Source organism: Spirosoma migulaei (assembly GCF_054776855.1).
Window position 1 is genome coordinate 434,030 of the sequence record NZ_BAAHBG010000005.1, and the last position, 23,601, is coordinate 457,630.

Sequence of the window (23,601 nt, forward strand, 5' to 3'; positions counted from 1 at the left end):
ATTGAACGGCTCAAAGCCCTACGTCCGGTCGCCAAACTGTCGTGGGGCTTTTTCTGTACTAAAAAAATTAGGTAGGCTGGATAGATTGTAGCGTTTATTGGTACTCGTTAACAGAACAAAGGTGAATAGACGCTACCTTAAGCGGCTGATAGTACCCTACTAATTTAACTAGTAGGGTACTATCATTTTTGAACCGGCCACAGCCAGTGGCGGTATTGCTGAGCAAAGTGCAATAGACTAAACGCGCCCTGTAATCCCAATTTCTGGGAGATTTGCGCCCAATGATTATTTACCGTGTGCGGGCTAATAAAGAGTTGTTCCGCAATTTGGCGAGTGGTCAAACCATCGGCAATAAGCCGTACTACCTCCCGTTCGCGACGGCTTAAAGTACCCAGGGCGGTCAACACCGCAGCCGATACAGGAGTGGATGACGTGGATTCAGAAGTCTGTAAAGCAGCCAAAAATAAGGCGGCCAACTCCGGCAGTGCCGGAATGGCATTGAATGCGTCCCTCGTGTTTGACATAAAGCAATAAGTTAGTCCTGAAAAATGAATCGGTGGCCAGCCCTTAGGCTAGGCTGTTCATCAGGCCAAAAGTAGGCGGACTTTGAAGCGGAAATCAACTCGATTTGTCTGAAATCACCATCTGACCGGACAGAATTACCAAAAAAAGATAACTATTTAGTTGATTTCGCACATGAAATGTGTGATTTCAGGCAGGAGGTATTTTGTTTATTAAGCGGGCAGTTAATATTTGCTCAAGAAGTAAGCAATTGGCTCAATACAATGGAACAATCAAGTGAAAATAGAGATGGGGTAATTGCAGCAGAATATGTGCGAAGAGGGAGCTGGCGAGGATTGCCCTATAGAAGATTGGCCGCCGGCTCGGGCTTACCAGCGGCATCACGTCCCTGTAACCATTCCCGGAATTCATGCATGCGAACACGAGGAACAATGATTTCGTGATGGTCAGGATTGTTTAGAGTAACAATGTACTTGCCATTTTCCCAATAGGAGTAGTGCAATACCGCTTGCCGGTTAACTATGTAATCGCGTTTGATTCGGAAAAACTGAGTTGGATCTAGTTCTGTCTCAAGTTCGTTTAATGTTTTACCAACTAAATACCGTCCTTTTAGGGATTCAGCGTAATAGAACCGCTCTTCTACAGTGAAGTAGTAGACCTCATTGACTGGGAAGTCTATCTCACCCAATGCATTTTTACCTTTCAAATAAGTGAGGTAAATAGAAGGAGTTGTGGTTATAGGCTGTGGTGAGAATGTCTCAGATAAAGCTAAGACTTTCTGAGAAGCTTCGGCGGCTTCGGCTTCGGCCTTCTCTTGAGCTTCCCGGCGCTGTTTTAAATAGTCTTTAAGAAGAGAAACATTAAGAGCGATGTAACCAATAAGCACTACTGGGAATAAGTATTTAAAATAGACGGACCAAGTAAACGTATGAAGTATGTATTTCTGCCAATAATTAGACCAAGAATAGGTGGGAAAGCTCTCTAACAGAAAACGTATAGTTTGTGTACCAGGGTTGAATGCTAAAAATGCAATTGCTAAAACAGGTAAAAAACGCAATTCGTATCGATAAATAGAGCGCCATGCGTTCTCTACAGAATTGATATGCCAAATGTTATGAAAGAGGTTGATGAGTGTAATTGTCGTAAACAAAGTGAATAATTCAGGAATAAATAAACCTCGAATCAACAAACTGATATACTGAAAGACCCCGCCCTCATCATGAACGATTTTTAGTTTGATTTTATAGCCAATAGACCAGCTTACAGCTTCTATCAATACTACAATAAGCAGTAGTATTATTACGCTGCTGAATGGTTTTTTCAGAAAGTCTCGTCTGACCTGAATTTCCTTCATGCTGTCTTCATAGCAAAAACTCGTACTAATATAGTGGTAATATTTAACTAAATCCAAACGGGTGATTGTGACTTTTTTACGATTGATGGGCCCCTCGTTGGCTGGTAGCTTTGTATCAACAAAAACAAGCAACTACAAATCAATCTTATACATTGTCATGAAAAAGCAATTCTCAATCAAAGCCGCTCAGACCATTAAGAATATAGCCAAGCCGGTTTCTAAGTCTGAATCTACTAATCTATTAAAAATTATGTCTCTTGAAGGTGAGTGCTGCCGGTGGGATATTGGCTCAGCCTTTACTGGCCTCTCCAAGCCTGTTTTCTCGCTTTAAGCTTAATAAATCATGCTTACCACACGACAACTTTACCGACAGGAGTTGGCGGATTGCCGCGAACACTTCGAGCAAATTGACCTGTCCAAAGAACGGGGTTATTTAATGAAGTATACTACGTTCTCCGCCAATGTCGAGAATATACTTCCTTCAATATCCCGCCAGGAACATGAAGCCCTCTTTAGAGAGCTATTGTTGCAGCAGGTATTCACCACATTCGATCAAAAGTGCCTAACGGCTGGTGATTTAGTAAAGTTGCGTGGGGCGCACGACGTTCTAAATAAAGAGTATAGCCCGAAAATCTATTGCACCTACCACCTCGGTTCATACCGGTTGCTAACTAGTGTTCTTTTTCGGAAAGGGGTCGATTGCGTATTGCTCGTTGGTAGCAATATGAATCGGAGCCAGGGGGAGGAGATGAAGGAACATATTGAAGGGCTACGCCAAAAACATGGTCTTACCAACGTTTTTCGGGTGGTTGAAGCGGGTAGCCCTTCTGCCGGATTAACGGTACTGCGTGAACTGAAAGCTGGCCGGTCACTGATTGTCTTTGTAGATGGTAGCCCTGAAACGGCTCCAGAACCTGGAGAAGAAGCTCAGTTTTTATCGGTGCGCTTAGGACAACGTCGTGTTTTAACACGAAAAGGAGTTGGCTATTTGTCTCATGCAGCGGGTGTGCCTATCGTACCAGTAGTGAGTTATCGCCAACCCGATATGACAAATGTCCTGCATTGTCTCAAACCAATTCGCCCTATTGTGCGAAGCGACCGGGACATGTATTGTCAGGAGGCTATGCAACAATTATATGATGCATTTTGGCCGTACCTGAAACAATACCCAGGCCAGTGGGAAGGGTGGAATTTTATTCACTTATTCCTGGAGCCCGAAACAGTTAAAAATAAATTTTTCGGCTCTCGCGCTCAGCGGCTTGCCTTTAATGAAAACCGCTACTCATTATGTGACCTGGAACAGGCACCTATCCTGTTCGATCGACGATCGTATCAGACCTATGAGATCACCGAAGATCTCCGGGATTTGCTACTGAATCTTCATGAAGTGGACTCCGTTGAGGAGGTTGTCGGTCAGGAAATGTTTAATGAGTTGATGGATATGGAAATACTACACTAAGTACCATCCCGGTATACGATATATACTACAAGGAGCCCGATTAGACAGCTAATCGGGCTCCTTGTAGTATAAAAAAACGTAGTAAAATTTTACTACATTTCTAGGCATTATTACTAACCTCAATTTCTTCGCCTGACTTATGAAAGAATTTAAAGTTGACCATACCTAGAGAGCTATCTTTAATTACTTTAACCCATGTTTTATATTTCATATACCATTGCATTTGTTTTGAGTAAATACCCTTAGTATAATACGCATATAAAAATGGATTCATTGAAATCGAAATACCGCGCTCATTCTGTTTCGTCAGGATATAATCGAGGTTATTTTCAATAACATCCGTTACTAAAACACTGGCCTGAATTGTGCCAGTGCCTCCACAAGTGGGGCAAACCTCACGCGTAACAATGTTCATTTCCGGCCGGACCCGCTGACGTGTAATCTGCATCAGGCCAAATTTCGTAAGGGGGAGAATCGTAAACTTCGAGCGCTCTGGTTTCATTTCATCGCGCATGATATCTTGCAGGAGTTTTTTATTCTCCGCTTTTTTCATGTCAATGAAATCCACGACAATGATACCACCCATGTCGCGCAGTCGAAGTTGACGGGCAATTTCTTTAGCAGCTTCACGATTGACACTAATGGCAGTTGCCTCCTGATCTTCTTCAGAATTCGACTTATTGCCACTGTTTACATCAATGACGTGCAATGCTTCTGTATGCTCAATAATCAGATAGCCCCCACCGGGTAAGCTTACTGACCGACCAAACAAGGATTTAAGTTGTTTTTCAAGCCCCAGTGCTTCAAAAACCTTTACTTTACCGCTGTAGAGTTTAACAATCTTCTCTTTGTCTGGTGCAATGGTGTGAATATAATCCCTGATTTCGTCGTAGGATTCACGGGTGTCTACCGTTATACTCTCAAACGACTCGTTGAGCATATCACGCAAAATGGACGAAGCCCGATTCATTTCACCCAGTACGCGGTCACGGGGTTTGGCATCAGCCAGCGACTTAAGTGCCTGATCCCATTTGGCAAGTGAGTTTTGCAGGTCGCGGTCGAGCTCTTCAACGTCTTTATCCTGCGCAACAGTTCGTACAATAACACCGAAGTTTTGCGGTTTTAGTGATGACATTAAGCGCATCAACCGCGACCGCTCGGCACGGTCAGTAATTTTTTTAGAAAGGTTTACGCCATCTGAAAATGGCACTAAAACTAAATAACGGCCTGCAATAGAGATATCGCAGGAAAGGCGTGGACCTTTGGTTGAGATGGGTTCTTTAACCACCTGAACCAGAATGGGAGCGTTCTTCGTCAACACCTTATCGATTTTCCCGATTTTGTCGATAGGTGGCTCTAACTTCATACCGCTGAGCCGTCCGCTGGTGACGCGCTTGGCGATTACGTCTTTAACCAGTTTATTGAGCGAATTAATATTCGGTCCTAAATCCTGGTAGTGCAAAAAACCGTCTTTCTCGTGGCCAACATCTACAAAAGCAGCGTTTAGGCCCGATGATAATTTCTTGACTGTTCCTAAGTAAAGATCGCCAACGGTGAAGCTGCTGTCTAACTCTTCTTCGTGATACTCCAGCAATCTCTTGTTTTGCAAGAGCGCAATCCGATCACCTTTCTGAGTCGAACTGATAACTAATTCATTACTCACAAGATGAATATACGGTTAAGAATGGCTATATAAAAAGAAAGAAGCCACGTTCGGGCTTTGCAGACCGGCCGAGGCTTCAAATAGGTAGGCAGTAGGCAATTGCAGAAGGCAGTTATGAGCATAACAGACAACCTGTTTACTGCCTACCGCTAACTATTTCTTCTTGTGCCGGTTTTTTCTGAGCCGTTTTTTCCGCTTGTGTGTGGCAATCTTGTGCCGTTTCCGTTTCTTACCGCAAGGCATAGTAAACTGATTTAATGGTTAAAATATATGTCGGCCCACTAATCAGTAGGCCCTTAAAAGTCAATGAATAATGAATAATGTAAAATGAACAATGGTTCTGAATACTACATTATTCATTATTCATTTTGATAGCCGCTCTTCATATTCGCGAACAGCGGCCAGAATCTGCGGGTCTTTCTCTTGTTGCTTTACCTGTGCCAGTACCTTTTTGGCTTCGGCTTTCTGGCCAGCTTCCGCCAGACTTACGCCCAGGTAGAACTGAGCTTTCCGGCTCGATGGGTTATTGACCAAAATCTGCCGAAACCGATCAATCGCTCGTTCATATTGGTTGGATCGCATGGCTAGCAATCCTAAGTTGAACAACGCGAGTTCATTGGTTGGGTCCTGCTTGATCACCTCACGCAGAAGCATAATTCCCTGCATGGGTGTATCGGTATTGACGTAAGTCATGGCCATATTGGCCTTTGCCGATAGCAAATTTGGATTTTTAGCCAGCGCCTGCCCATACAAATCACGGGTTTTTTGTCCTAAGAGCGCCGTTTTCTTTTCATCGACAGCAAAGGTGTACGCTTCAAAATACTCATCGCCGGCTCGTAATAAATTCCGTTCCGTTGGTTGAGTTTTAGCCACTTCCTCTGCATAATGAGCCGCACTGTCGTAGCGAGTTACCTCATGCAATAAGGCAATCAGTTTCACCCCGACGGCTTCTTTCTGTGCTGGGGACGCTTTTCTAAACTCCGTTTGGAGAGTCACCAGGCGTTTCTGCTGCTCGGGCGATAAAGGCTTTTCATGAATAGAAGAGCTATCGCCGTTGGTTGCTACGTTGAGTGAATCGGAACCGGACCTACTAGCGCCAGACGTTTGCGTTGTGCGTCCTCCTCCAAGTTGCTTATTCTCATTTCGTACAACTACCCTTGGTAAGGTGTATAACCCCACTGTTAGGGCGGCAGCCAATACAATAACAAGCAATACGAATTTATTCATAAGGAAGATCATCACAATGCAAACGCCTGAGCCAGTCTGTTTTTACCAGTCCAGAACTAGTTGGGCAGCTGCTTATTCAGCGGCTACCTTCGCTTTGTCGCTGGTTTTCACCTGCTCAACAAAAACTTTGGCGGGTTTGAAACTCGGAATAAAGTGCTCATCAATCACCATAGCGGTGTTTTTTGAGATATTCCGGGCGACTTTCTTAGCTCGTTTCTTATTGATGAAGCTGCCGAACCCTCTCACATAAATGTTCTCTCCCTCGGCCAATGAGTCCTTAACTACTGAAAAGAAGGTTTCCAGGGTGTTTGTTACTTCTGCCTTATCAATACCGGTTTTATCGGCGATCTCGGCAATTACGTCTGCTTTCGTCACGACTTCTTAAACTTTAACGTTTACTGTATTGTTGAAAATTCGGGTCTCAAAATGGGAGCACAAAGGTAGGGCTTTCCTATAAATTTAAAAACCCTGTGCTTCCCTTTTTCCTGGTAACGACGTATTTTTTTGTTTTATTTTGAATTGGCTATCAGACCTTAACAAAATCGAAACCACATTTGCTCCTATTCTGGAGCAGTGGTATTCGGTTCATAAACGTGACTTACCGTGGCGCCATACCCGCGATCCGTATCGTATCTGGCTGTCGGAAGTCATTCTTCAGCAAACTCGTGTGGCGCAGGGTAAACCCTATTACGAACGCTTTGTAGAGACCTATTCAACCGTTGCTGATCTGGCTAATGCCGACGAGCGAGAGCTGCTTCGGCTTTGGCAGGGACTGGGCTATTACTCCCGAGCCCGAAACCTACACCAGACTGCTCGTTATGTAACTCTTCAATTAGAGGGTAAGTTCCCATCTACCTACCATGACCTGCTGAAAATGAAGGGAATAGGCGCTTATACAGCAGCGGCCATTGCTTCATTTGCCTTCGGAGAGCGTGTTTCGGTGGTAGATGGAAATGTATATCGAGTGCTGGCGCGTGTGTTTGGTATTAAAGAAGACATCACGACTACGAATGCAAAAAAAACGTTTGCCACTTTAGCAACGCGCTTGATTCAGTCGGCCAATGATCCGGCTACCTATAATCAGGCTATTATGGAGTTCGGGGCCATTCACTGTACACCTGTTTCGCCCGACTGTCTGTTGTGCCCCCTTCAGCAAGGGTGTGTTGCCTATTTAACAGGACAACAGCATCGATTGCCCGTTAAATCAAAAAAAGCACCCGTGCGCGAACGCTACTTTACTTACCTGGTTTTTCGACACAATGGCAAACTCGCACTTCGTGAACGTATGGCTCGCGATGTATGGCAAAATCTGCACGACTTTTATTTAGTTGAAACTGAAGTCTCAAAAGATGCGTTGCAGGATTTGCCGCTTCTAGAATTGATTGATGGTTTACTGCAACTGGGCGTAGTAGCTAGTTTACCAATAGAGTCTGTTCAGCTGTTATCGCACCAAAGAATTCGTGCCAAATTCTATTTGATTGACTTGCCGGAAGAGGCAATTAGTCGTTTGCCGACAGACCTACATTGGTATACACCGGAAGAAATTAGTCACCTTCCTAAGCCCGTATTGATTACAAACTATTTGGAAAATCTGTTTGGATAAGTGGGTAGATTTCAGTATCTTTAATCCTCTTAAACGCTACGGATTTTTATACGTAACCAACAAAACAAAGAGTATGGCAAGTCTTAATAAGATGACAATTATCGGTAACTTAGGTGCCGATCCTGAAGTGCGTTATCTGGATGGTGGAGCTGTTGTGGCAACCTTCAACGTAGCAACTACCGAAAAATATACAACCCGGAATGGGGAGAAAGTTGAGCAGACAGAATGGTTTCGGATTGAGTTATGGAATGAACAGGCCAAGGTGGCTGAAAAATATTTAAAAAAAGGGAATTCTGTCTATGTTGAAGGTCGCCTTCGGACAGAACTATGGACGGACAAGGAGGGAAAAGAACGAACCTCATTGCGTGTGCGGGCTAATACAATGCAGTTGTTGGGTAGCCCTAACAGTAGTCAGGGTCAGGAGGAACCTCAGTATGAAGCACCTCGCCAGCAGGCCGCTCCTGCACAACCCGCCAGTGCCCCTACCCGTCAGCAACCAGCACCGCAGGCCGCTCAGCCCCAGCGTCAGCAGGCGGCCCCAACGCGTCGGGAGCCTGAACCGGTACCCTTTGAGAGCAACAGTGGCGATGACGATTTGCCGTTCTAACCCACACGACTTGCTCAATTGTTGAACGAGATTTGATATACATGGATCCTGGTGACCCTCTTCCTCGACAGGTGCTTCCAGCCGCAGATGGCTGGGGCACCTATTTTGATTTATATGCCCCTTACACGGCTCTGATTTTATTGCTACTGACACTGGCTGGTTTGGTATCAGCTACCGAAGCGGCTTTCTTCTCGCTTTCTCCGGATGATCGCAACCGCTGTCGGGAAAGCAGCCTGGCCGATGAGCAGCGAATTGCTTCGCTTTTAGAGCGCCCAAAGCGGTTGCTGGCCTCATTGGTCATTTTCAATAACTTACTCAATATTGCCATTGTCGTCATCGTGACTTACCTGACCTGGGAGGTCACACAGGTATCGTCTGAATCGGGTTGGATATTGACAGGAATGGCACTAGTTACCACAGTAGCCATTGTACTATTCGGCGAGATTGTACCAAAAGTATATGCCAGCCAAAATAACCTCATTGTGGCCCGTCAAACCGCGTCATTAGCACAACTGGGGCTTGCGGTATTCCGCCCATTGGCTATGATGCTGGTTAGTTTAAGTAATCAGGTAGATAAACGAATTCAGCGACGAGGCTATAAATTATCGGTGGAAGAGCTAAGCCAGGCGGTTGAGCTAACTGGTACGAATGCAACAGTTGAAGAGAAAGAAATCCTCAAAGGAATTGTCAATTTTAGTAATCTGACAGCCCGGCAAGTGATGCGGGCAAGACTGGATATATCGGCTGTAAATGAAGATTTGCCCTTTAGTGAATTACTCGCACAAATTAACGCGTCAGGGTATTCTAGAGTGCCGGTTTATGGTGAGTCGCTGGATGAAATTGAGGGGGTTCTCTACATAAAAGATTTGCTACCGCATATACATGCCGATGATTCATTCAATTGGCAATCGTTGCTCCGCCCTGCTTTTTTTATTCCGGAAAACAAAAAAGTAGATGATTTACTACAAGACTTCCAGAAACGACGGGTTCATATGGCCATTGTCGTTGACGAATATGGTGGAACACGCGGTTTAGTAACGCTTGAAGATATTATTGAAGAGATTTTTGGGGATATCAATGACGAATTTGACGATGAAACCCCAGATGGCTATCGGCGAGAAGATGCCCAAACCGTTGTGTTTGAAGGCAAGATGGCCCTTACTGATGTTTGTCGGGTGTTAAACGTCGATACTACAACATTTGAAGCTGCTCAGGGAGACAGTGAATCGCTGGGGGGCTTATTACTCGAACTGTTCAACCGATTGCCTAAATCGGGTGAAGAAACCACCTATGCTGGCTTTGTATTTCAGGTATTATCTGCCGATGATAAACGCATTAACGAGGTGAGGGTCCGGAAAAATGATGTGTTTAAAGAAGCATAGAGTACGGAAGTTGGAATCTCTGCTTTTTTATACCCAAAGGCCCCTTCCCTGATTGTACTCAGTACCAATACGTTGGATTTCTGTATTGGAGTACGTCAAAATTCCTTTTTTCCGGAGTTCCTGTAGGCGTCGTTTCTCAAGCCAGGACAGTTTGCCGTCAACCAGAACTCCGAATACAATGAGCCGTTCCAGACTTCGACGAACAGCAATAGGTGCCTGAAGTAGTTGTTCTATAAAATGACCGGTTGGCGGGGTATTAGAAGATAAGTCAAACCGATCCACTAGTGTTTCCGTCAGCATAAAATGTGCATAATTATACTGCCTTTTTGTGATAGAAATATAATGTAGTGTTTCCAGAATTAGCGGTCGGAACTGATCATTTTTGCCCCACTCTTCATGCAGTTCATGGACAAATTCGCGGATTGTGATAGGGGCCATTACCCGGATTTGAGCCTCATGTAGTGTTTGCCAGGATGCCCAGGTATTCCATAAAGCATAAATTGGCATGCCCACCATATCTGTAACCGGGCGTAATGCATACAGACCTAGAAAGGGCTTCAGTACGAACTTTACGACAAGGGTACTTAGGGCTGCTTTTACCGTATTGAGCAGAAAGTAGATGGTAAGTCCCCAGCGTGGCAGATTCAGGTAGGGATCTATACTGAATCGTATAATACCCTTCTGTGACTTTTCAACCGCTGCGTTGGCCAGAGACTGCAAATGCCGTTCATACTGTGCATCATGCGCCTTTGGAAACTGACAAATGTCCATAATCTCCTTTACACCCCACATATTAATGGCGAGTAATAGGTTCACTTCCAGATAAACCAGCAGAAGACTATAGCAGGCAGTTATAAGGGGTAATTCGTAAATAGTACCAAAAAACGGTATAGTTGTAGTGCTAAACAGTTCTGGCCATTTGTATTGTGGCCAATAGAACAGCATAACACCGCTTATACCGACGAGAGCAGCTATAAGCAAAGTAACAATTTTTGTCCGACGAATAACCCGGCTTTCAACCGTGTTTAAAACATAAGGCTCATCCGCGGGGTGCGACATATCGAGTACCTGCCGTAAGTAGCGGAGAGACAGATGGTCGAGCGGACCAGAGCTGTTGTTCGGAGGCCGGGTGGACATGATCGATCGTAGTTTGTGACAGTGGCGTTATCCAGTAAACTACCAAAACGCTGAGGTTGTTGGCAAACAGCCAGATATAATCTTATACCGTTGACTGAACGGTTGAATCTCCTTTGCTTCTGATAGGTAAATGCGTATAGAATTGCTCTTTGCAAAGTATTGTATAAACGCCCTTCACCTATGAAATACGTACTTTCCCTTTTAGGCTGTCTGATTTTCAGCTTCAGTCAGCTACAAGTTTGGGGCCAGATTGCTCCGTCGCCTAAAACGTTGCCTGTTCAACAGCGCGTTAAAGATGAAATGACGGATGCCGCAAACCTGTTTTTAGGCATGCTTACTGCGGAACAGCGTCAGAAAGCCACTTACGCATTCGACAATGAAGAGCGATTTAACTGGCATTTCGTGCCGAGAGAACGGAAAGGATTACCGCTAAAGCAGATGACGCCCGAGCAGCGCACAGCTGCCATGGCTATGCTTAAAACGGCGTTAAGCCTGCAAGGCTACGAAAAAGCGACGTCCATTATAGATATGGAGAATGTGTTGCGCGTGATTGATAACCGCCCGCCTAATGACGTATATCGTGATCCGGAAAATTATTCCTTTACTTTTTTTGGCGATCCAGCTGCGAAAGACCCCTGGAGCTGGCGCATTGAAGGTCACCATTTATCGCTTCAATTTATTGGGTTAGCCGGTAAAGTAGTGGCTCAGACGCCTACGTTTTTTGGTAGTAACCCAGCCGTGCTGAAATTTGACTCCAGCATGGCCGATAAACGTATGTCGGACCCACGCGTAGCTAGTCTGCCCCAAAAAGGGAGAGCGATATTTAAACAGGAAACCGAGAAAGCCTTCGCATTGCTCAAAACGCTAACCTCCGACCAACGCAAGCAGGCGGTACTGGATGCTGTAGCGTATCCTGAAATGGTTACCAGCAACAAACGTAAGGCATCATTGGAGCGGATGGACGGGGTAAGGATGGCGGATATGAATGCAGAACAACGTAAATTGTTTATGGACCTATTGCAGATTTATCTGACTAATTACCGAATTACGCTGGCTAAGCAGCAATTAGACAAACTAGAAAAAAATGGATTGGATAATTTGCGGTTTGGCTGGGCAGGAGATATGACACCAACATTAGGAGAGGGAAAAGGATGGTATTATCGAATTCATGGACCAACCATTCTGATCGAATATGACAACACCCAAACGAATGCTAATCACATTCATACCGTTGTCCGTGATTTGACTAATGACTGGGGCGAAGATTTGCTTCAGGAGCATTACAAAAACGCTAGTCATGACAAGCATTAGTGAATTATGATTTGCGATTGCCCTCTGACTTGCGTTCGCCAAATCGTAATTCATTTAACAACTTTTAACCTATAAAGTAAGTTGTTTCTTCGTAATTTGTCGAGATTTTTTGTTAACAATTCATGAAGAAACTCCTTATCAGTGCGTCGGTTTGTTTGCTTTCGATGGCAGCTTGGGCGCAGGAAACGCAGTGGTATCTGCAAGATAAAACCGATAATACGGCTGGTATAAGCGTTGAGCGAACTTATCGCGAGTTGCTTAAAGATCGTAAAGCCACACCCGTGGTGGTGGCGGTAATAGACGGTGGTATTGATACAACCCACGAAGATTTACGTCGGGTACTATGGGTCAATCCAAAGGAAATTGCCGGAAACGGGAAGGACGATGATAAAAACGGCTATGTCGATGATATCCATGGCTGGAATTTCATTGGCGGTAAAGATGGCCGTAATGTTAGCTATGAAACCGCCGAAGTTACCCGTCTCTATGTCCAGTTAAAACCCAAATACGAAGGGAAAGACCGGAAAACACTGAAGCCAACTGAGCAGAAAGAGTACGATTTGTACCAAAAAACGAAGGCTGAATTAGAAAAAAATCAGTCGGAGTATAAAGCGCAGTATCAGGGTATCAGCCAGTTCTATACGCAGTATTCATCGGCTGTCGATAACCTGAAAAAAGTGTTGAAGGTAGCGAAACTGGATACGATGACACTGCGGAAAGCATCTGACACGCTCACCGATGCGGCCTTGAAGCGGCCGGTTATGGGCGTGTTGAGGCTGTTACGCCAACAGGGAGCTGCGGATACGGATGTGGTTATGAGCGAGCTTGAAAAAGCAAATGAGCAACTTAAAGCTCGTGCGGAATATAACTACAACCCTGAATTTGATAGCCGCGCTATTGTAGGAGACAATCCAAATGATCTGACAGACCACAACTATGGTAATGCTGACATTGCCGGCCCTCGTGCCGATCATGGCACACACGTAGCCGGAATTATCGGGGCCGATCGTACCAATAAACTTGGTGTAATGGGTATATCCGATGCGGTTCAGATCATGGGTGTACGGGCCGTTCCTGATGGCGATGAACGCGATAAAGACGTTGCTAATGCAATCCGCTATGCAGTCGACAATGGGGCACAGATCATCAATATGAGCTTTGGGAAGGATTATTCGCCCCAGCGTACTGTGGTAGAGGATGCCGAACGGTATGCCCTCTCGAAAGGTGTTTTAATGATCCATGCCGCCGGAAACGACGGGAAAGATATTGACACTGCAGCCAACTATCCGGCTCCCCGGTTCATTGATGGCTCCGCTATTCCGAATGTGATTACTGTAGGAGCTAGTGCTTTACCCAATACCAATGAGCTGATCGCTAGTTTTTCGAACTATGGCAAACAGAATGTAGATGTATTTGCCCCCGGCAAAGATATTTATTCGACCGTACCAGGTAGCAAATATGAGAACAACAGTGGTACGAGCATGGCCTCGCCCGTTGTTGCAGGTGTAGCTGCTGTGCTCAAATCCTACTTCCCCAAGTTGACATACGCTGACATTAAGCGGATTATTTTACAATCAGCGACGCCCTATTCAACAAAGGTTACCCGACCCGAATCGACCGACACGATTGCCTTCAACACGCTGTCGAAAACAGGGGGTATTGTAAACCTGTATGATGCGGTGAAGATGGCAATTGCAGAAGAGGCCTCGTCTGGAAAAGCAAAGTAATAACAAACGAAACGTAGGGATAAACCGGTCTGGTGGATGCAGAAATGCCCTAACCAGCCCGGTTTATTTTTTTACGAAACGGCCAGTTTGTATGCCAAAGCCATCTGCTAGGCGAAAGATATAGGTACCTGCTGGTAGTTGCTGAATCGGTAAATCGCCTTCAAACTGGCCGTTTTGAGATTTTATGGAAAGTGAAGGCTGTTGCAAAATGCCATTCTGATCAAGCACACTAATCAAAACCTGTTTTGCCAATGGGTTTGCATAGCGAATAGAAAGGGTCTGCTCGGTCGGGTTCGGGTAGATTATAAATTGGCTGGTTGAGTCAGATGTAGTAGCCGTCAAAGCCACCGACCGGACAATCCGATTTGTTGACCAGCCTACACAGGTATGCTGGGTAATCTGTACTTTATAACTCCCTTCTGTTGATACGGATAAGCGGTATTCATGAGCATTCGGTAATGAGCTGTCGTTCCGATACCATTGGTAACGATAGGACGTATCAATAGGGGCTTTCAGCATTACACTGGCACCTTTAGGCAGATTAAGTTCTGTTTCTACTGGAAGTAAATCAAGGTTATTGACGGAGGAAAGCTGGACAATGGCTTCGGTAGAGGTGGCCGTGCAACCACCCTGCGTCATTCGGACCTGATACCGCCCTGGTTGGATTGCATTGAACGTACTAGCATTTGCACTGGCAATAACAGAATTGTTGCGCAACCAATTGAAGGTGGCCCCCGCCAGTGTTGCCTCATTCGATGAAACGGCTTCTAAACGAATGGGGGTATCTGTATTACAAAGCAATTGGTTGCCCGTTGGTGTGATTCCGATAGATGATGTGCGTACTTGTACCTGTACCGGTGGCGAGGTTGCCGAACAGCCATTCCCGTCTGTGATTCGCAGTGTATACGAACCTGCTTGTGTAGCGTGGTAGTTGGGGGTAGCCGCACTAGCCAAGACCGTTCCGTTAAGCAGCCACTGGTAATGAAAATCGGTCGATTGATTACCTGCTTGTAACGGTAATGTAGCTCCAGAACAGATGATAGTATCTTTTGCTGGAATCGTTGTAGCGGTTAGCTGACAGTTAATTCGATGAAGGCCACTCACCAGTAAGGAGTAAGGTTGGCTCGAATAGGTCATTTTCCCCTTATGAGTAACTGTAAGGGTATATGCTTTGCCGGGAATAGGATTAGCGATATACACCTGTTCAACATTGTCGCGTACATTATCGCCCCGGCTGGCAGGTAGAGCTGGTCGAACAGGGTCAAGTACAAACGGCAGATTTGTCTGCTGACCATCACTGATACGTAGGTCAAGATCGTTGACAAGTTTTGGCGTCTGACTATCTACTGAACTGGGAACGACACTGGTTGCTGTTCCTTCGGGGTCAGTCCAGGATAAGGTAACGATCAGAGGCTCATTGCCCTGGGCAACAATAGATCGGGAATAGATGCCGCCAGGAGTTAGGCTTTGTTCAAGAACCAGGTGTGCCAACTCCTCATTAAGCAACAGGCGGGCGGCAGCTTCGGTATTTAATAAACCCCATCCCTGCCGATAGTCGGGGCCGATTGCTGGAGTAGGTCGATCCGCGGTGTGGATAGCCAGCCCTTTGAGCGTAGCCGCCCGCATAAATTGTCCACTGGCTGGCAACCCGGATGCTCGCTGACGGGCGTATAGTTCCTGCAACAAAAACAACGATCCTGATACATTGGCAGAAGCCATTGAGGTTCCACTGTACGTGCTGTAATCAGTCGTAGTTGTTGCGATGGATGATAAAACATCGGTGCCAATTCCCAGTAAATCGGGCTTTATTCGCCCATCGTCGGTAGGTCCCCAACCACTAAAGGATGTTGAACCTACTAATACGGGCTGGTTCTGGCTATCATACGTAACATCGGCAGCGCCAACAGTAAGTACGTTCTTGGCCGTGGCTTCTGCTGGAATTACATCATAAGCGTCGTTTCGGCTACGGGCAACGGTACTTTGCGCATTGGTATTTTTTAGGAAATAAGCTGTTCCAGTAGGTGGTCCGGTTTCGCTACGTTTGTTATCCGCCGACCGGACCATCAGAAAATAGGGGTTGTTATAGGCTATCCGGTCCAGATCCTGCGCTTTTGTGGTATAGAAGCCAAACAAGTAATCTTCTGTAGTACTCATTGCTGTGTTGCCCCACCATTCCCATTTCAGCTTTGAATTGGTACCGGGTCGTGATGCATTGTAGACCCAGCCAACTACCGGGCCATAGGCATGATTTGAGATGAGTAGGTTTGGTGCTGCAGTGAGGAGCTCGGTCACATCGTCGGTATAATCCCATACCGACAACTGCGCACCAAACGCCATTCCCTTTGCCAGTGGATTAACTCCTTTTCCAACAAGGGTACCAGCCAGGTGCGTGGTGTGGTTGTTTGTACTACTTACATTATCTTTCTGCGTGATTTTGACCCCATTCGTCGTTGAGCCACTAAATTCCTGATGGGTGGCCAGCACCCGGCCGCCGTCCCATAAGCCCAACCGACCAGCCATAGCTGATGAATTGCCTGATAAGGCAATGGGCAATGAGCCATCACCCTGTAAAGTCAGCGTTCGAGTGCCCCGTGCTGCTTCAACATTATGAAGTGAATAATAAATTGGTTGCCCTAAGGCATCGACTTCCTGAAGTTGGAATACACGCTGATTGGAATAGTTTTTGTAGAGAGACCATTTATTCTGAAACGCTAACTTAAGTGTACGTTTTCTGGCCTTAGTGTAACGTTCAATAAGTTCGTTTTGCCAGGATAGTGGTTGTTTTTTTTGACTAGGCTGCGCCCAGACGGGGCTATTTACCCCGCTTAGAAACACCACAATAAGGCACATTAAGAGAAGGGAACCCGCTGAGGTCCTGTTCTGTACCTTATTTGATGTGATAAAACTGTGCCTGTAGAGACGTGCCAGATGTTGCTTGAGTTATTGCTTGTGAATCCGTTTCACCCGGACGCTTTGCGTCCGTTCGTCTTCAACAATAACAAAAAACGTACCGCCGGGAAGGCTGGCTACATCTACTACCGTCGAATAATTTTTTCCGTCGAGTTGTAGCGTACCTGTGTGTACTGTACGACCCTGTATATCGGTCAGTCGAAGCGTTGGCGATTGCGATAACAAGGATGAGACGCCTAAAGAGATCGTTACCTGCCTGGTTGCCGGATTCGGATAAACGAGCAGTTCATCGTCGCCTGCAACGGGTTCCGTGGCCAGAATCGTTAGCACAACTTCGTTGGAAATGGCCTCTCCGCAGCCATTCACATTTCCCTTTACCGAGTACCGACCCGATTTTACGACCGTATAAGTTGTTCCTGTTGCTTCCGTAATAGGAACCCCATCCACTAACCATTGGATGTTCGAAACGGCGTTTGTGCTAAGGGTAAATCCATTGGCCGTAACAATCGGACTCTGAGCGGAATTCACCGATACCGTAACGGCCGGCGAACGCACAGAGGGGCAATTGTTGGCTACCTGTAATGAGTAAGCCCCTGCCGTAGTAGCCTGAAAGGTACTAATTATGGCACCCGCTATAGCCGCCCCATTCCGATACCATTGATACGATACCCCTGTGTCCGTTGTACTTGCCTGTAACGTAATGCTCGACCCCTGACAAATACTTACCGACCCACTGGGTATGATAGTTGCCGTTGGCGAGGTGCCGGTAGAAGGGACAACAGCGGTTCGTTGCAGACTGGGGCAATCAAGTGATCGAACCTTGATGTTGTAGAAATAATACCAGGCCGTTTTAAGGGTATCATTCGTTGTTCCAGTATTGAACAATGAGCCTTTAATTGTTACAATAGGCGCACCTGTCTGGGTTTTAAACTGATACGGAAAGCCCGCTACCGATACGTTACTCCGGAAAATAGAGGCTCCCCCTGTGTACTCGATCGTGATCTTATAATCGCCAGCGGCAGGAATACGAAGATTAAGTGGATATACTGCACCCTGATCATTCGGGTCATCGACCAACTGGCTGTTCGTGGTGGCGGTTAGACTTTGGTCCCGGGTTGGGGTTACATCAAGTGTTACACTTGATATGGCGGTTTCATCTAATTTTCGAACTGTAAACGTTAGCTGACCCGCATTCCCGATGTACAGTCGTGCACTTTCAATGGTTAAGGGAACCGTGGTTGAAATAAGCGGAGATGGACCGAAGTTGCCGCTATACGTGCCCCCGCCAAATGCTGATTTACTGGCAGGACCAATTGTACCCGAAAAATCGTTCAGCGTGGCATAAAATTGTCCATTGGTCGGCAATTTCGGCGCTGTTGTTTGATTCCCTGCTGCCAACAGGTTACCGCCCGTTGGCGCATCGTACCAAAAGGCTGTTCCGCTTCCGGCATTGTGAAGTGATATAACCGAATCCCTGCTACATTGGGTTGCTGCAAACAACCCGTTGGCTGGGGTAGGGGCTGTTGTTCGGGTCTCAGTAACGCTGTTGTTCGTAGCATTCTGGTCAGTACCAAGGTTTGCTGTGATTATAAACCGATACGTCTGGCCCGCAGCCAATGTACTACTGGATGGTAATTGCAGCGTTAGAACACCATCGCGGAAAGCGGGCAGTTTAGGGAATACGCCATTCAGCGTGGTTAATTCTGCGTTAGTGGCGTCTGTAATTTTAACGCTAATGGGCACATTAACCTGGTCGGCACTCCCATAGTTGTGTACCTTAACAGATACAGTCACATTGGTGCTGGTTTGACCGCAGAAGGTAGCCTCAGGAGAAATAAGCGCTGTTGCGCCTACATCGTTGAGCGTCTGTACCACATTTAACAGATAATCCTGGGTTTCGCCATTGCCATACAGCCCACAGGCAGCTACCGATGCAGAATTATCGGTTTCGGTAGCTACGAGCCGAAACCGGATAAGTTGCCCATTCTGTACGTTGGTCGGAATCGTTAGCGTTGTTGAAAACTGTGCCGAGTTCGCCAGTACAGCCGACGTCGCCAGGGTTTCGCCTGCCTCATCGAAACTGCCGTTCTGGTTCCAGTCTGCAAAGACTTTCACGACCACGTTCTTCGTAGCGCCACAAGTGCCTAGCGATACCGTCAGTGGAATCTGTTGCCCAGCCTGAATTGTTGTGGCTACCTGAGTAAAGTCTGTGTAGTCGGTGCAACCCGTAGAACCCGTTTGGTCAATACTTCCCAGTTGTACCCGGCTGATTTTCGTATCGGCCGTTGAGGTTGGTTTCGATTCGCAATAGGTTTTTCCGCCAATGCCACTGACAAGTAGCGCATAATCCTGTTTGCTACCGCTGATATTGCCCTTGTGGCCAATGATTAAGGTGTATGTCTTGCCGGGGATTGTGTTAGTAAATAGCACCTGCTCGATGTTATCCCGAATATTATCACCGTGGGTAGCGGCATTGGCTGGATTGTTCGGGTCTAATATCCAGGGTTGAGTCGTGGTAGTGCCATCGCTGATGCGCAGGTCGAGGTCGTTGACGAGTTTGGGCGTTCGATCATTGAGGGTATTGGAGGTTGTGCCTGCCGGATCAGTCCAGCAAATAGTTGCCACTAACTGCCCTCGCCCGGATGCGGTAACCTGAATTGTATCACGCTGTCCCTGAGTAAGTGTTCGTTCACTTAGTAAATGATTTTGGTCGGTGTTGCCAATGACACGAGCGGCCCGTTCCATATTAAGTAAGCCCCAGCCAAAGCGGTAATCGGGGCCGGGCGTTGTACCGGCCTCATCGGCTGTATGCAAGACGAGACCACGTAAAGTGGATGATCGCATGTAGCTGCCTGAATGGAGCTGAGTATAATACTCCTGTAGTAAGAGTACCGACCCCGCTACATTCGGAGAAGCCATAGAGGTGCCGCTTAAACTGACATAGGCGCTATCGCTACTGGAATTGGCCGAGAGTACATTAACGCCAATCCCTACAATATCGGGTTTAATCCGACCGTCGTCCGTAGGTCCCCAACTACTGAAATCGGCCAGTACAACATCGCTGGGTTGGTTATAGCCGTAAAGCGGATAATTGACGGCCCCCACCGAGAGAATGTTTTTGGCCACGCCATTGGTTGAAATCTGATCGTATCCATTTTGCGTATCACGGACTACGGTACTCACTTTTTTGTTGTGATTGACCAGAATGTACGACTGACCCGCCCCTGGGAAACCATCGGCCCCGTGGTCATTTCCCGCCGACTTGACGATCAGGTAATAAGGCGCTGCATTGGCAACCTGATCCCAACTCTGCGTGCGCGAATCATACAGCCCAAATTTATAATCATACATCCGGCTGATGGTCGTATCGCCGTACCATTCCCATTGTGTTGAGCCAGTTAGATCGGGGTTATATTGGTAACCCGCTAATATTCCGTAAGAGTGATTGGAAACCAGCAGATTCGGTGCCGCTGTTGTCATTTCCGAAACATCGCTCGTATAGTCCCAGGCCTGTAGTTTTGCCCCAAAAGACATACCGCGAGCCAATGGATTGACCCCTGCACCAATCATGGTGGTGGCTACGTGTGTAGGGTGTTCTTCGTCGGCCGCCGTTGTGCTGGCCTTGTCATTCTGCGTCACGCGGCCCTTTACTTCAACATGCGTAGCCAAAACAGCTCCACCATCCCAAATGCCCAGTTTATTCTGTATAGATGCGCTGCTACCCGATAAATTCAAGCCAAGGCTACCACCCGAATAGAGTGACGATGTACGGGTTGCATTGGCAACTTGTGTATTACCTACAATGGTAGCAGTGGTTGCATTGAACAATAAATTACCATGCTCATCAACGCCCGCTACTTCTACTATACGCCCGTTTGACCGCACCACCCGAAGCGGATGCCCTACTTGTTTCGCCAGCGACACGGCTCTACTATAATTTGCATCGTAAGTTTTCTGAATCGTCTGGCGAAGCAAATTAATCTGCTGGCGTTGCGCAGCCGAGTAGGGGACGGGTTGAGCTGATAGAGGCTTGACGGAGGCCACCAGAAGTAAAAGGATAAACCTGCCCGTACTGATTCGTAAACGTTGAGACATGGAAAAGGACTGCCTAATAGGATATATGATCTAGTACGGAGAAATCGTATCTTCTGTTGCGCTATCAGTCAATATTACAGCGGATTAATAAACTTTTAATGGTTTTTAAGAGCTAACGGTTTCTCTTGGGAACTGGTTGGATAGATACTTAGCCGCCAACCGACCTGGTGACTAATTTCTTCTGAACCTGTCTTAGAAAACGAACCACTATGTGTAAATGAGCTTCTCGAGAATTGTACTATTACTGTTCGTAATCCTAAGTGACGCTCCACAAATTCAACCACCCATCAGTCAACTGCCAGTTTGATAAACCGGGTAATAAGCGATGTTTTATTGCCAATTATGTTGCCCTTCACTTTTGTGAGCTATAGAAAAGACCTAGAATTTTATCATGCTTAGATATCTGCTTAGTGCTTTCCTGTTAGTTGTAACGTGTAAATCTGCGCCTGATAAACCCATAGCCGTGAATTTTAACGGTGGTACATGGGTATTCCCGCTAACCGTGGGTGACGCGGTGAAACGCTACAGCCTGGCCTATAAACCACCCGGCTATTATTATACAGAAATGGATAACGGAAGTACGGTTGACCTGGGGTATAGTTATCAACCAGGTGATTTTTTTAATGAGCACCAGGCTAAAGAGGTTCTCTATAATCGGGAGGTCAATACCTATACGCACACATTTCCATTCCGCTCTGGACTAATTGATTCACTTCATCGCGTTCTAGAAGTTCAATTTAAGAGGAAGATGGTGATGTGTGTTGATACACAGCGTTTTGGGCTCAATCGCATGTCGGAGAGTTTAAGGCGCAGCTTGCCGAATGAAGGAACCGTTCCCTACGAACTTATGCGCGTCGACTCTTTACTAACAATAGGTCTTCGCCATAAGCCAAACCTAACGAAGTACAAACAGGCTATAGAGGTATGCTTATTTTATAACCAGTTGCAGGCTAAAATTAAGGCGAGGATGATTGGCTTTTGAGTCCCACCAATCATCAGACGATTGCCGCTTGTGGGAAATTTTAATCTTCTGTTGATTAAACGCTCGTTCCTTTAACTTGTCATACGTTTATTGTGAACGTTCAAGCCGTATGATGAACCAAACCAGACAGCAACAAACGCGGTATCTGTTTGCCCGGGCCGGATTCGGAGCTACCCCCGCTGAGCTTGATGAGGCCGCTCGCAAACCCCTGAAGAAAGTGGTTCGGCAGTTGCTCAACGACAGTGCTTCCGTACCCGATCTGCGGGTCGTTGATGCCGATACCAATGAAACGAAGAAGCAACTGAAGGGACTCTTCCGTACGGGTCAACTGGATAAGGATATGCTGAAAGAGCGCATTCGGGATAATGCCGAAAAGGTGCGCGACCTCAACTTACAATGGCTCGACCAGATGGCAACCGGGAAAGCGGCCCTGCGCGAGAAAATGGCGCTGTTCTGGCACGGGCACTTTGCCTGCCGGACCCAGGGTCGGAATCCGCTGTTCATGCAGCAATACGCCAATACCATTCGTCAAAACGCACTCGGCAAGTTCAGTGATTTATTAATGGCGGTGTCGAAAGAACCGGCCATGCTGCAATTCCTGAATAACCAGCAAAATCGGAAAAATGCGCCTAACGAGAACTTCGCCCGCGAGGTCATGGAGTTGTTCACGCTTGGGAGAGGAAATTATTCAGAACATGATATTAAAGAAGCCGCCCGCGCTTTTACGGGTTGGCAGTTTACCATTGACGGTCAATTCATTTTTCGGGAGCAGGTTCACGACGATGGCGAGAAAACTATTTTCGGGAAAACGGGGGCCTTCAAAGGGGAGGATGTAATTGCGATGATGCTGGAAAATAAGCAGACCGCCCACTTCATCACCGCGAAAATCTACCGCTTCTTCGTGAATGAAACCGAAGATAAAAAGCGGGTCGACGAGCTAGCCAGCCAGTTTTATAAAAGCAACTACGACATCACCGCCTTGCTGGAGACCATCTTCACCTCAGACTGGTTTTACGATACCCCAAATGTAGGTGCCCATATCAAATCGCCGGTGGAGTTGCTGGCGGGCTTGCGCCATACGTTGGGTGTGCAGTTTGAGCAACCGCAGTCGCAGATTTTTGTGCAGCGAACACTGGGTCAATTGCTGTTCTATCCGCCCAATGTAGCGGGCTGGCCGGGCGGCAAAAACTGGATCGACTCGTCGAGCCTGCTCTTCCGTATGCAATTGCCGAGTTACGTGCTCAAAGCCACCAAGATCGCCGTGCAGCCAAAAGAGGATGGCGATGTGAATACACAATCGCTGGCCCGAAAAGGGGGAGCCCGATTCCAGACAAAAGTTGACTGGGTCGATTTTGAAGCTGCCTTCGCCAAAACGACCGATGCCGAGTTGACCGATGCCATTGCCAATACGTTGCTACCCTTTCCGCTTCGTCCCGACCAACGTGAGTTAATCAACAAACAGGCCAAACCCGGCCAGTCGCGTTCCGAACAAATTCATGCCCTAACCGCAGCGCTCATGAGCCTGCCGGAGTATCAGCTGACATGAGGAGGAGAGGGAGGAAGGAGAATGGACATGCCTCTTCCCTTTCCTCCTTCCTCCGCAACGGCGGCTCGGCCTCTCC

General features: G+C 46.8%; 17 protein-coding genes. 9 read left to right on the forward strand and 8 right to left on the reverse strand.

The window, feature by feature from the left end:
• Positions 1-182: 182 nt before the first annotated feature.
• Both ACYVGO_RS07380 and ACYVGO_RS07385 read right to left on the reverse strand, forming a co-directional pair.
• Positions 183-524 (reverse strand): response regulator transcription factor, encoded by a 342-nt coding sequence (locus ACYVGO_RS07380; RefSeq protein WP_460968654.1) that lies wholly within the window; start codon positions 522-524, stop codon positions 183-185.
• Between the two features lie 338 nt (positions 525-862).
• Positions 863-2,008: a LytTR family DNA-binding domain-containing protein gene (locus ACYVGO_RS07385; protein ID WP_246859326.1), complete on the reverse strand. Its 1,146-nt coding sequence runs from the start codon at positions 2,006-2,008 to the stop codon at positions 863-865.
• Positions 2,009-2,033: 25 nt separating this feature from the next.
• Here ACYVGO_RS07385 and ACYVGO_RS07390 point away from each other — a divergent pair, with 25 nt between their 5' ends.
• Both ACYVGO_RS07390 and ACYVGO_RS07395 read left to right on the forward strand, forming a co-directional pair.
• A complete protein-coding gene (locus tag ACYVGO_RS07390) occupies positions 2,034-2,207 on the forward strand; it encodes a hypothetical protein (RefSeq protein WP_168207900.1) in 174 nt (57 codons plus the stop codon).
• Positions 2,208-2,219: 12 nt separating this feature from the next.
• Positions 2,220-3,335, forward strand: a complete 1,116-nt coding sequence (locus tag ACYVGO_RS07395; RefSeq protein WP_142775877.1) for a lysophospholipid acyltransferase family protein — start codon at positions 2,220-2,222, stop codon at positions 3,333-3,335.
• 100 nt (positions 3,336-3,435) lie between these two features.
• Here the strand turns inward: ACYVGO_RS07395 and ACYVGO_RS07400 are convergent, their stop codons facing one another.
• The 3 genes from ACYVGO_RS07400 to ACYVGO_RS07410 all read right to left on the reverse strand — a co-directional run bounded on the left by ACYVGO_RS07400 (position 3,436) and on the right by ACYVGO_RS07410 (position 6,600).
• On the reverse strand, positions 3,436-4,998 hold the full coding sequence (locus ACYVGO_RS07400; protein ID WP_210422419.1) for an Rne/Rng family ribonuclease: 1,563 nt from the start codon (positions 4,996-4,998) through the stop codon (positions 3,436-3,438).
• 363 nt (positions 4,999-5,361) lie between these two features.
• A complete protein-coding gene (locus tag ACYVGO_RS07405; protein WP_460968657.1) occupies positions 5,362-6,225 on the reverse strand; it encodes a tetratricopeptide repeat protein in 864 nt (287 codons plus the stop codon).
• Positions 6,226-6,297: 72 nt separating this feature from the next.
• Positions 6,298-6,600 carry an HU family DNA-binding protein gene (locus ACYVGO_RS07410; RefSeq protein ID WP_080237187.1) on the reverse strand — a complete coding sequence of 101 codons (303 nt, stop codon included), beginning with the start codon at positions 6,598-6,600 and terminating at the stop codon, positions 6,298-6,300.
• Between the two features lie 139 nt (positions 6,601-6,739).
• On the opposite strand from ACYVGO_RS07410, the gene mutY reads away from it, so the two are divergent.
• From mutY to gldE, 3 genes are all read left to right on the forward strand, one after another.
• A complete protein-coding gene (gene mutY / locus ACYVGO_RS07415) occupies positions 6,740-7,828 on the forward strand; it encodes an A/G-specific adenine glycosylase (protein ID WP_460968659.1) in 1,089 nt (362 codons plus the stop codon).
• Between the two features lie 73 nt (positions 7,829-7,901).
• Positions 7,902-8,435 carry a single-stranded DNA-binding protein gene (locus ACYVGO_RS07420; protein ID WP_460968661.1) on the forward strand — a complete coding sequence of 178 codons (534 nt, stop codon included), beginning with the start codon at positions 7,902-7,904 and terminating at the stop codon, positions 8,433-8,435.
• A 41-nt stretch (positions 8,436-8,476) separates the two neighbouring features.
• Positions 8,477-9,817, forward strand: coding sequence for a gliding motility-associated protein GldE (gene gldE / locus ACYVGO_RS07425; protein ID WP_460968663.1), 1,341 nt, complete (start codon positions 8,477-8,479; stop codon positions 9,815-9,817).
• Positions 9,818-9,844: 27 nt separating this feature from the next.
• On the opposite strand, the gene ACYVGO_RS07430 is transcribed toward gldE, so the two are convergent.
• The gene (locus ACYVGO_RS07430; RefSeq protein WP_460968664.1) at positions 9,845-10,954 is read right to left on the reverse strand and encodes an LBF_2804 family protein; all 1,110 of its coding nucleotides are present in this window, start codon (positions 10,952-10,954) and stop codon (positions 9,845-9,847) included.
• 180 nt (positions 10,955-11,134) lie between these two features.
• Between ACYVGO_RS07430 and ACYVGO_RS07435 the strand changes: the two genes are divergently transcribed.
• A complete protein-coding gene (locus tag ACYVGO_RS07435) occupies positions 11,135-12,265 on the forward strand; it encodes a DUF3500 domain-containing protein (protein ID WP_142775871.1) in 1,131 nt (376 codons plus the stop codon).
• Between the two features lie 122 nt (positions 12,266-12,387).
• Positions 12,388-13,992: a S8 family peptidase gene (locus tag ACYVGO_RS07440; RefSeq protein WP_460968667.1), complete on the forward strand. Its 1,605-nt coding sequence runs from the start codon at positions 12,388-12,390 to the stop codon at positions 13,990-13,992.
• A 63-nt stretch (positions 13,993-14,055) separates the two neighbouring features.
• On the opposite strand, the gene ACYVGO_RS07445 is transcribed toward ACYVGO_RS07440, so the two are convergent.
• Together ACYVGO_RS07445 and ACYVGO_RS07450 are read right to left on the reverse strand one after the other, a co-directional pair.
• On the reverse strand, positions 14,056-16,842 hold the full coding sequence (locus ACYVGO_RS07445; protein WP_460968669.1) for a S8 family peptidase: 2,787 nt from the start codon (positions 16,840-16,842) through the stop codon (positions 14,056-14,058).
• 90 nt (positions 16,843-16,932) lie between these two features.
• Positions 16,933-20,997, reverse strand: coding sequence for a S8 family serine peptidase (locus tag ACYVGO_RS07450; RefSeq protein WP_460968671.1), 4,065 nt, complete (start codon positions 20,995-20,997; stop codon positions 16,933-16,935).
• A gap of 391 nt (positions 20,998-21,388) precedes the next feature.
• Here ACYVGO_RS07450 and ACYVGO_RS07455 point away from each other — a divergent pair, with 391 nt between their 5' ends.
• Positions 21,389-21,979 (forward strand): hypothetical protein, encoded by a 591-nt coding sequence (locus ACYVGO_RS07455; protein ID WP_460968673.1) that lies wholly within the window; start codon positions 21,389-21,391, stop codon positions 21,977-21,979.
• A 109-nt stretch (positions 21,980-22,088) separates the two neighbouring features.
• Positions 22,089-23,525: a DUF1800 domain-containing protein gene (locus ACYVGO_RS07460; protein WP_460968675.1), complete on the forward strand. Its 1,437-nt coding sequence runs from the start codon at positions 22,089-22,091 to the stop codon at positions 23,523-23,525.
• Positions 23,526-23,601: the final 76 nt, after the last annotated feature.

Coding starts and splice junctions, on each gene's coding strand:
- ACYVGO_RS07420 (WP_460968661.1), top strand. CDS start 7,902: ATGGCAAGTCTTAATAAGATGACAATTATCGGTAACTTAGGTGCCGAT.
- ACYVGO_RS07430 (WP_460968664.1), bottom strand. CDS start 10,954: ATGTCCACCCGGCCTCCGAACAACAGCTCTGGTCCGCTCGACCATCTG.
- ACYVGO_RS07395 (WP_142775877.1), top strand. CDS start 2,220: ATGCTTACCACACGACAACTTTACCGACAGGAGTTGGCGGATTGCCGC.
- ACYVGO_RS07405 (WP_460968657.1), bottom strand. CDS start 6,225: ATGAATAAATTCGTATTGCTTGTTATTGTATTGGCTGCCGCCCTAACA.
- ACYVGO_RS07460 (WP_460968675.1), top strand. CDS start 22,089: ATGATGAACCAAACCAGACAGCAACAAACGCGGTATCTGTTTGCCCGG.
- ACYVGO_RS07380 (WP_460968654.1), bottom strand. CDS start 524: ATGTCAAACACGAGGGACGCATTCAATGCCATTCCGGCACTGCCGGAG.
- ACYVGO_RS07445 (WP_460968669.1), bottom strand. CDS start 16,842: ATGTGCCTTATTGTGGTGTTTCTAAGCGGGGTAAATAGCCCCGTCTGG.
- gldE (WP_460968663.1), top strand. CDS start 8,477: ATGGATCCTGGTGACCCTCTTCCTCGACAGGTGCTTCCAGCCGCAGAT.
- ACYVGO_RS07390 (WP_168207900.1), top strand. CDS start 2,034: ATGAAAAAGCAATTCTCAATCAAAGCCGCTCAGACCATTAAGAATATA.
- ACYVGO_RS07435 (WP_142775871.1), top strand. CDS start 11,135: ATGAAATACGTACTTTCCCTTTTAGGCTGTCTGATTTTCAGCTTCAGT.
- ACYVGO_RS07450 (WP_460968671.1), bottom strand. CDS start 20,997: ATGTCTCAACGTTTACGAATCAGTACGGGCAGGTTTATCCTTTTACTT.
- ACYVGO_RS07440 (WP_460968667.1), top strand. CDS start 12,388: ATGAAGAAACTCCTTATCAGTGCGTCGGTTTGTTTGCTTTCGATGGCA.
- ACYVGO_RS07455 (WP_460968673.1), top strand. CDS start 21,389: ATGCTTAGATATCTGCTTAGTGCTTTCCTGTTAGTTGTAACGTGTAAA.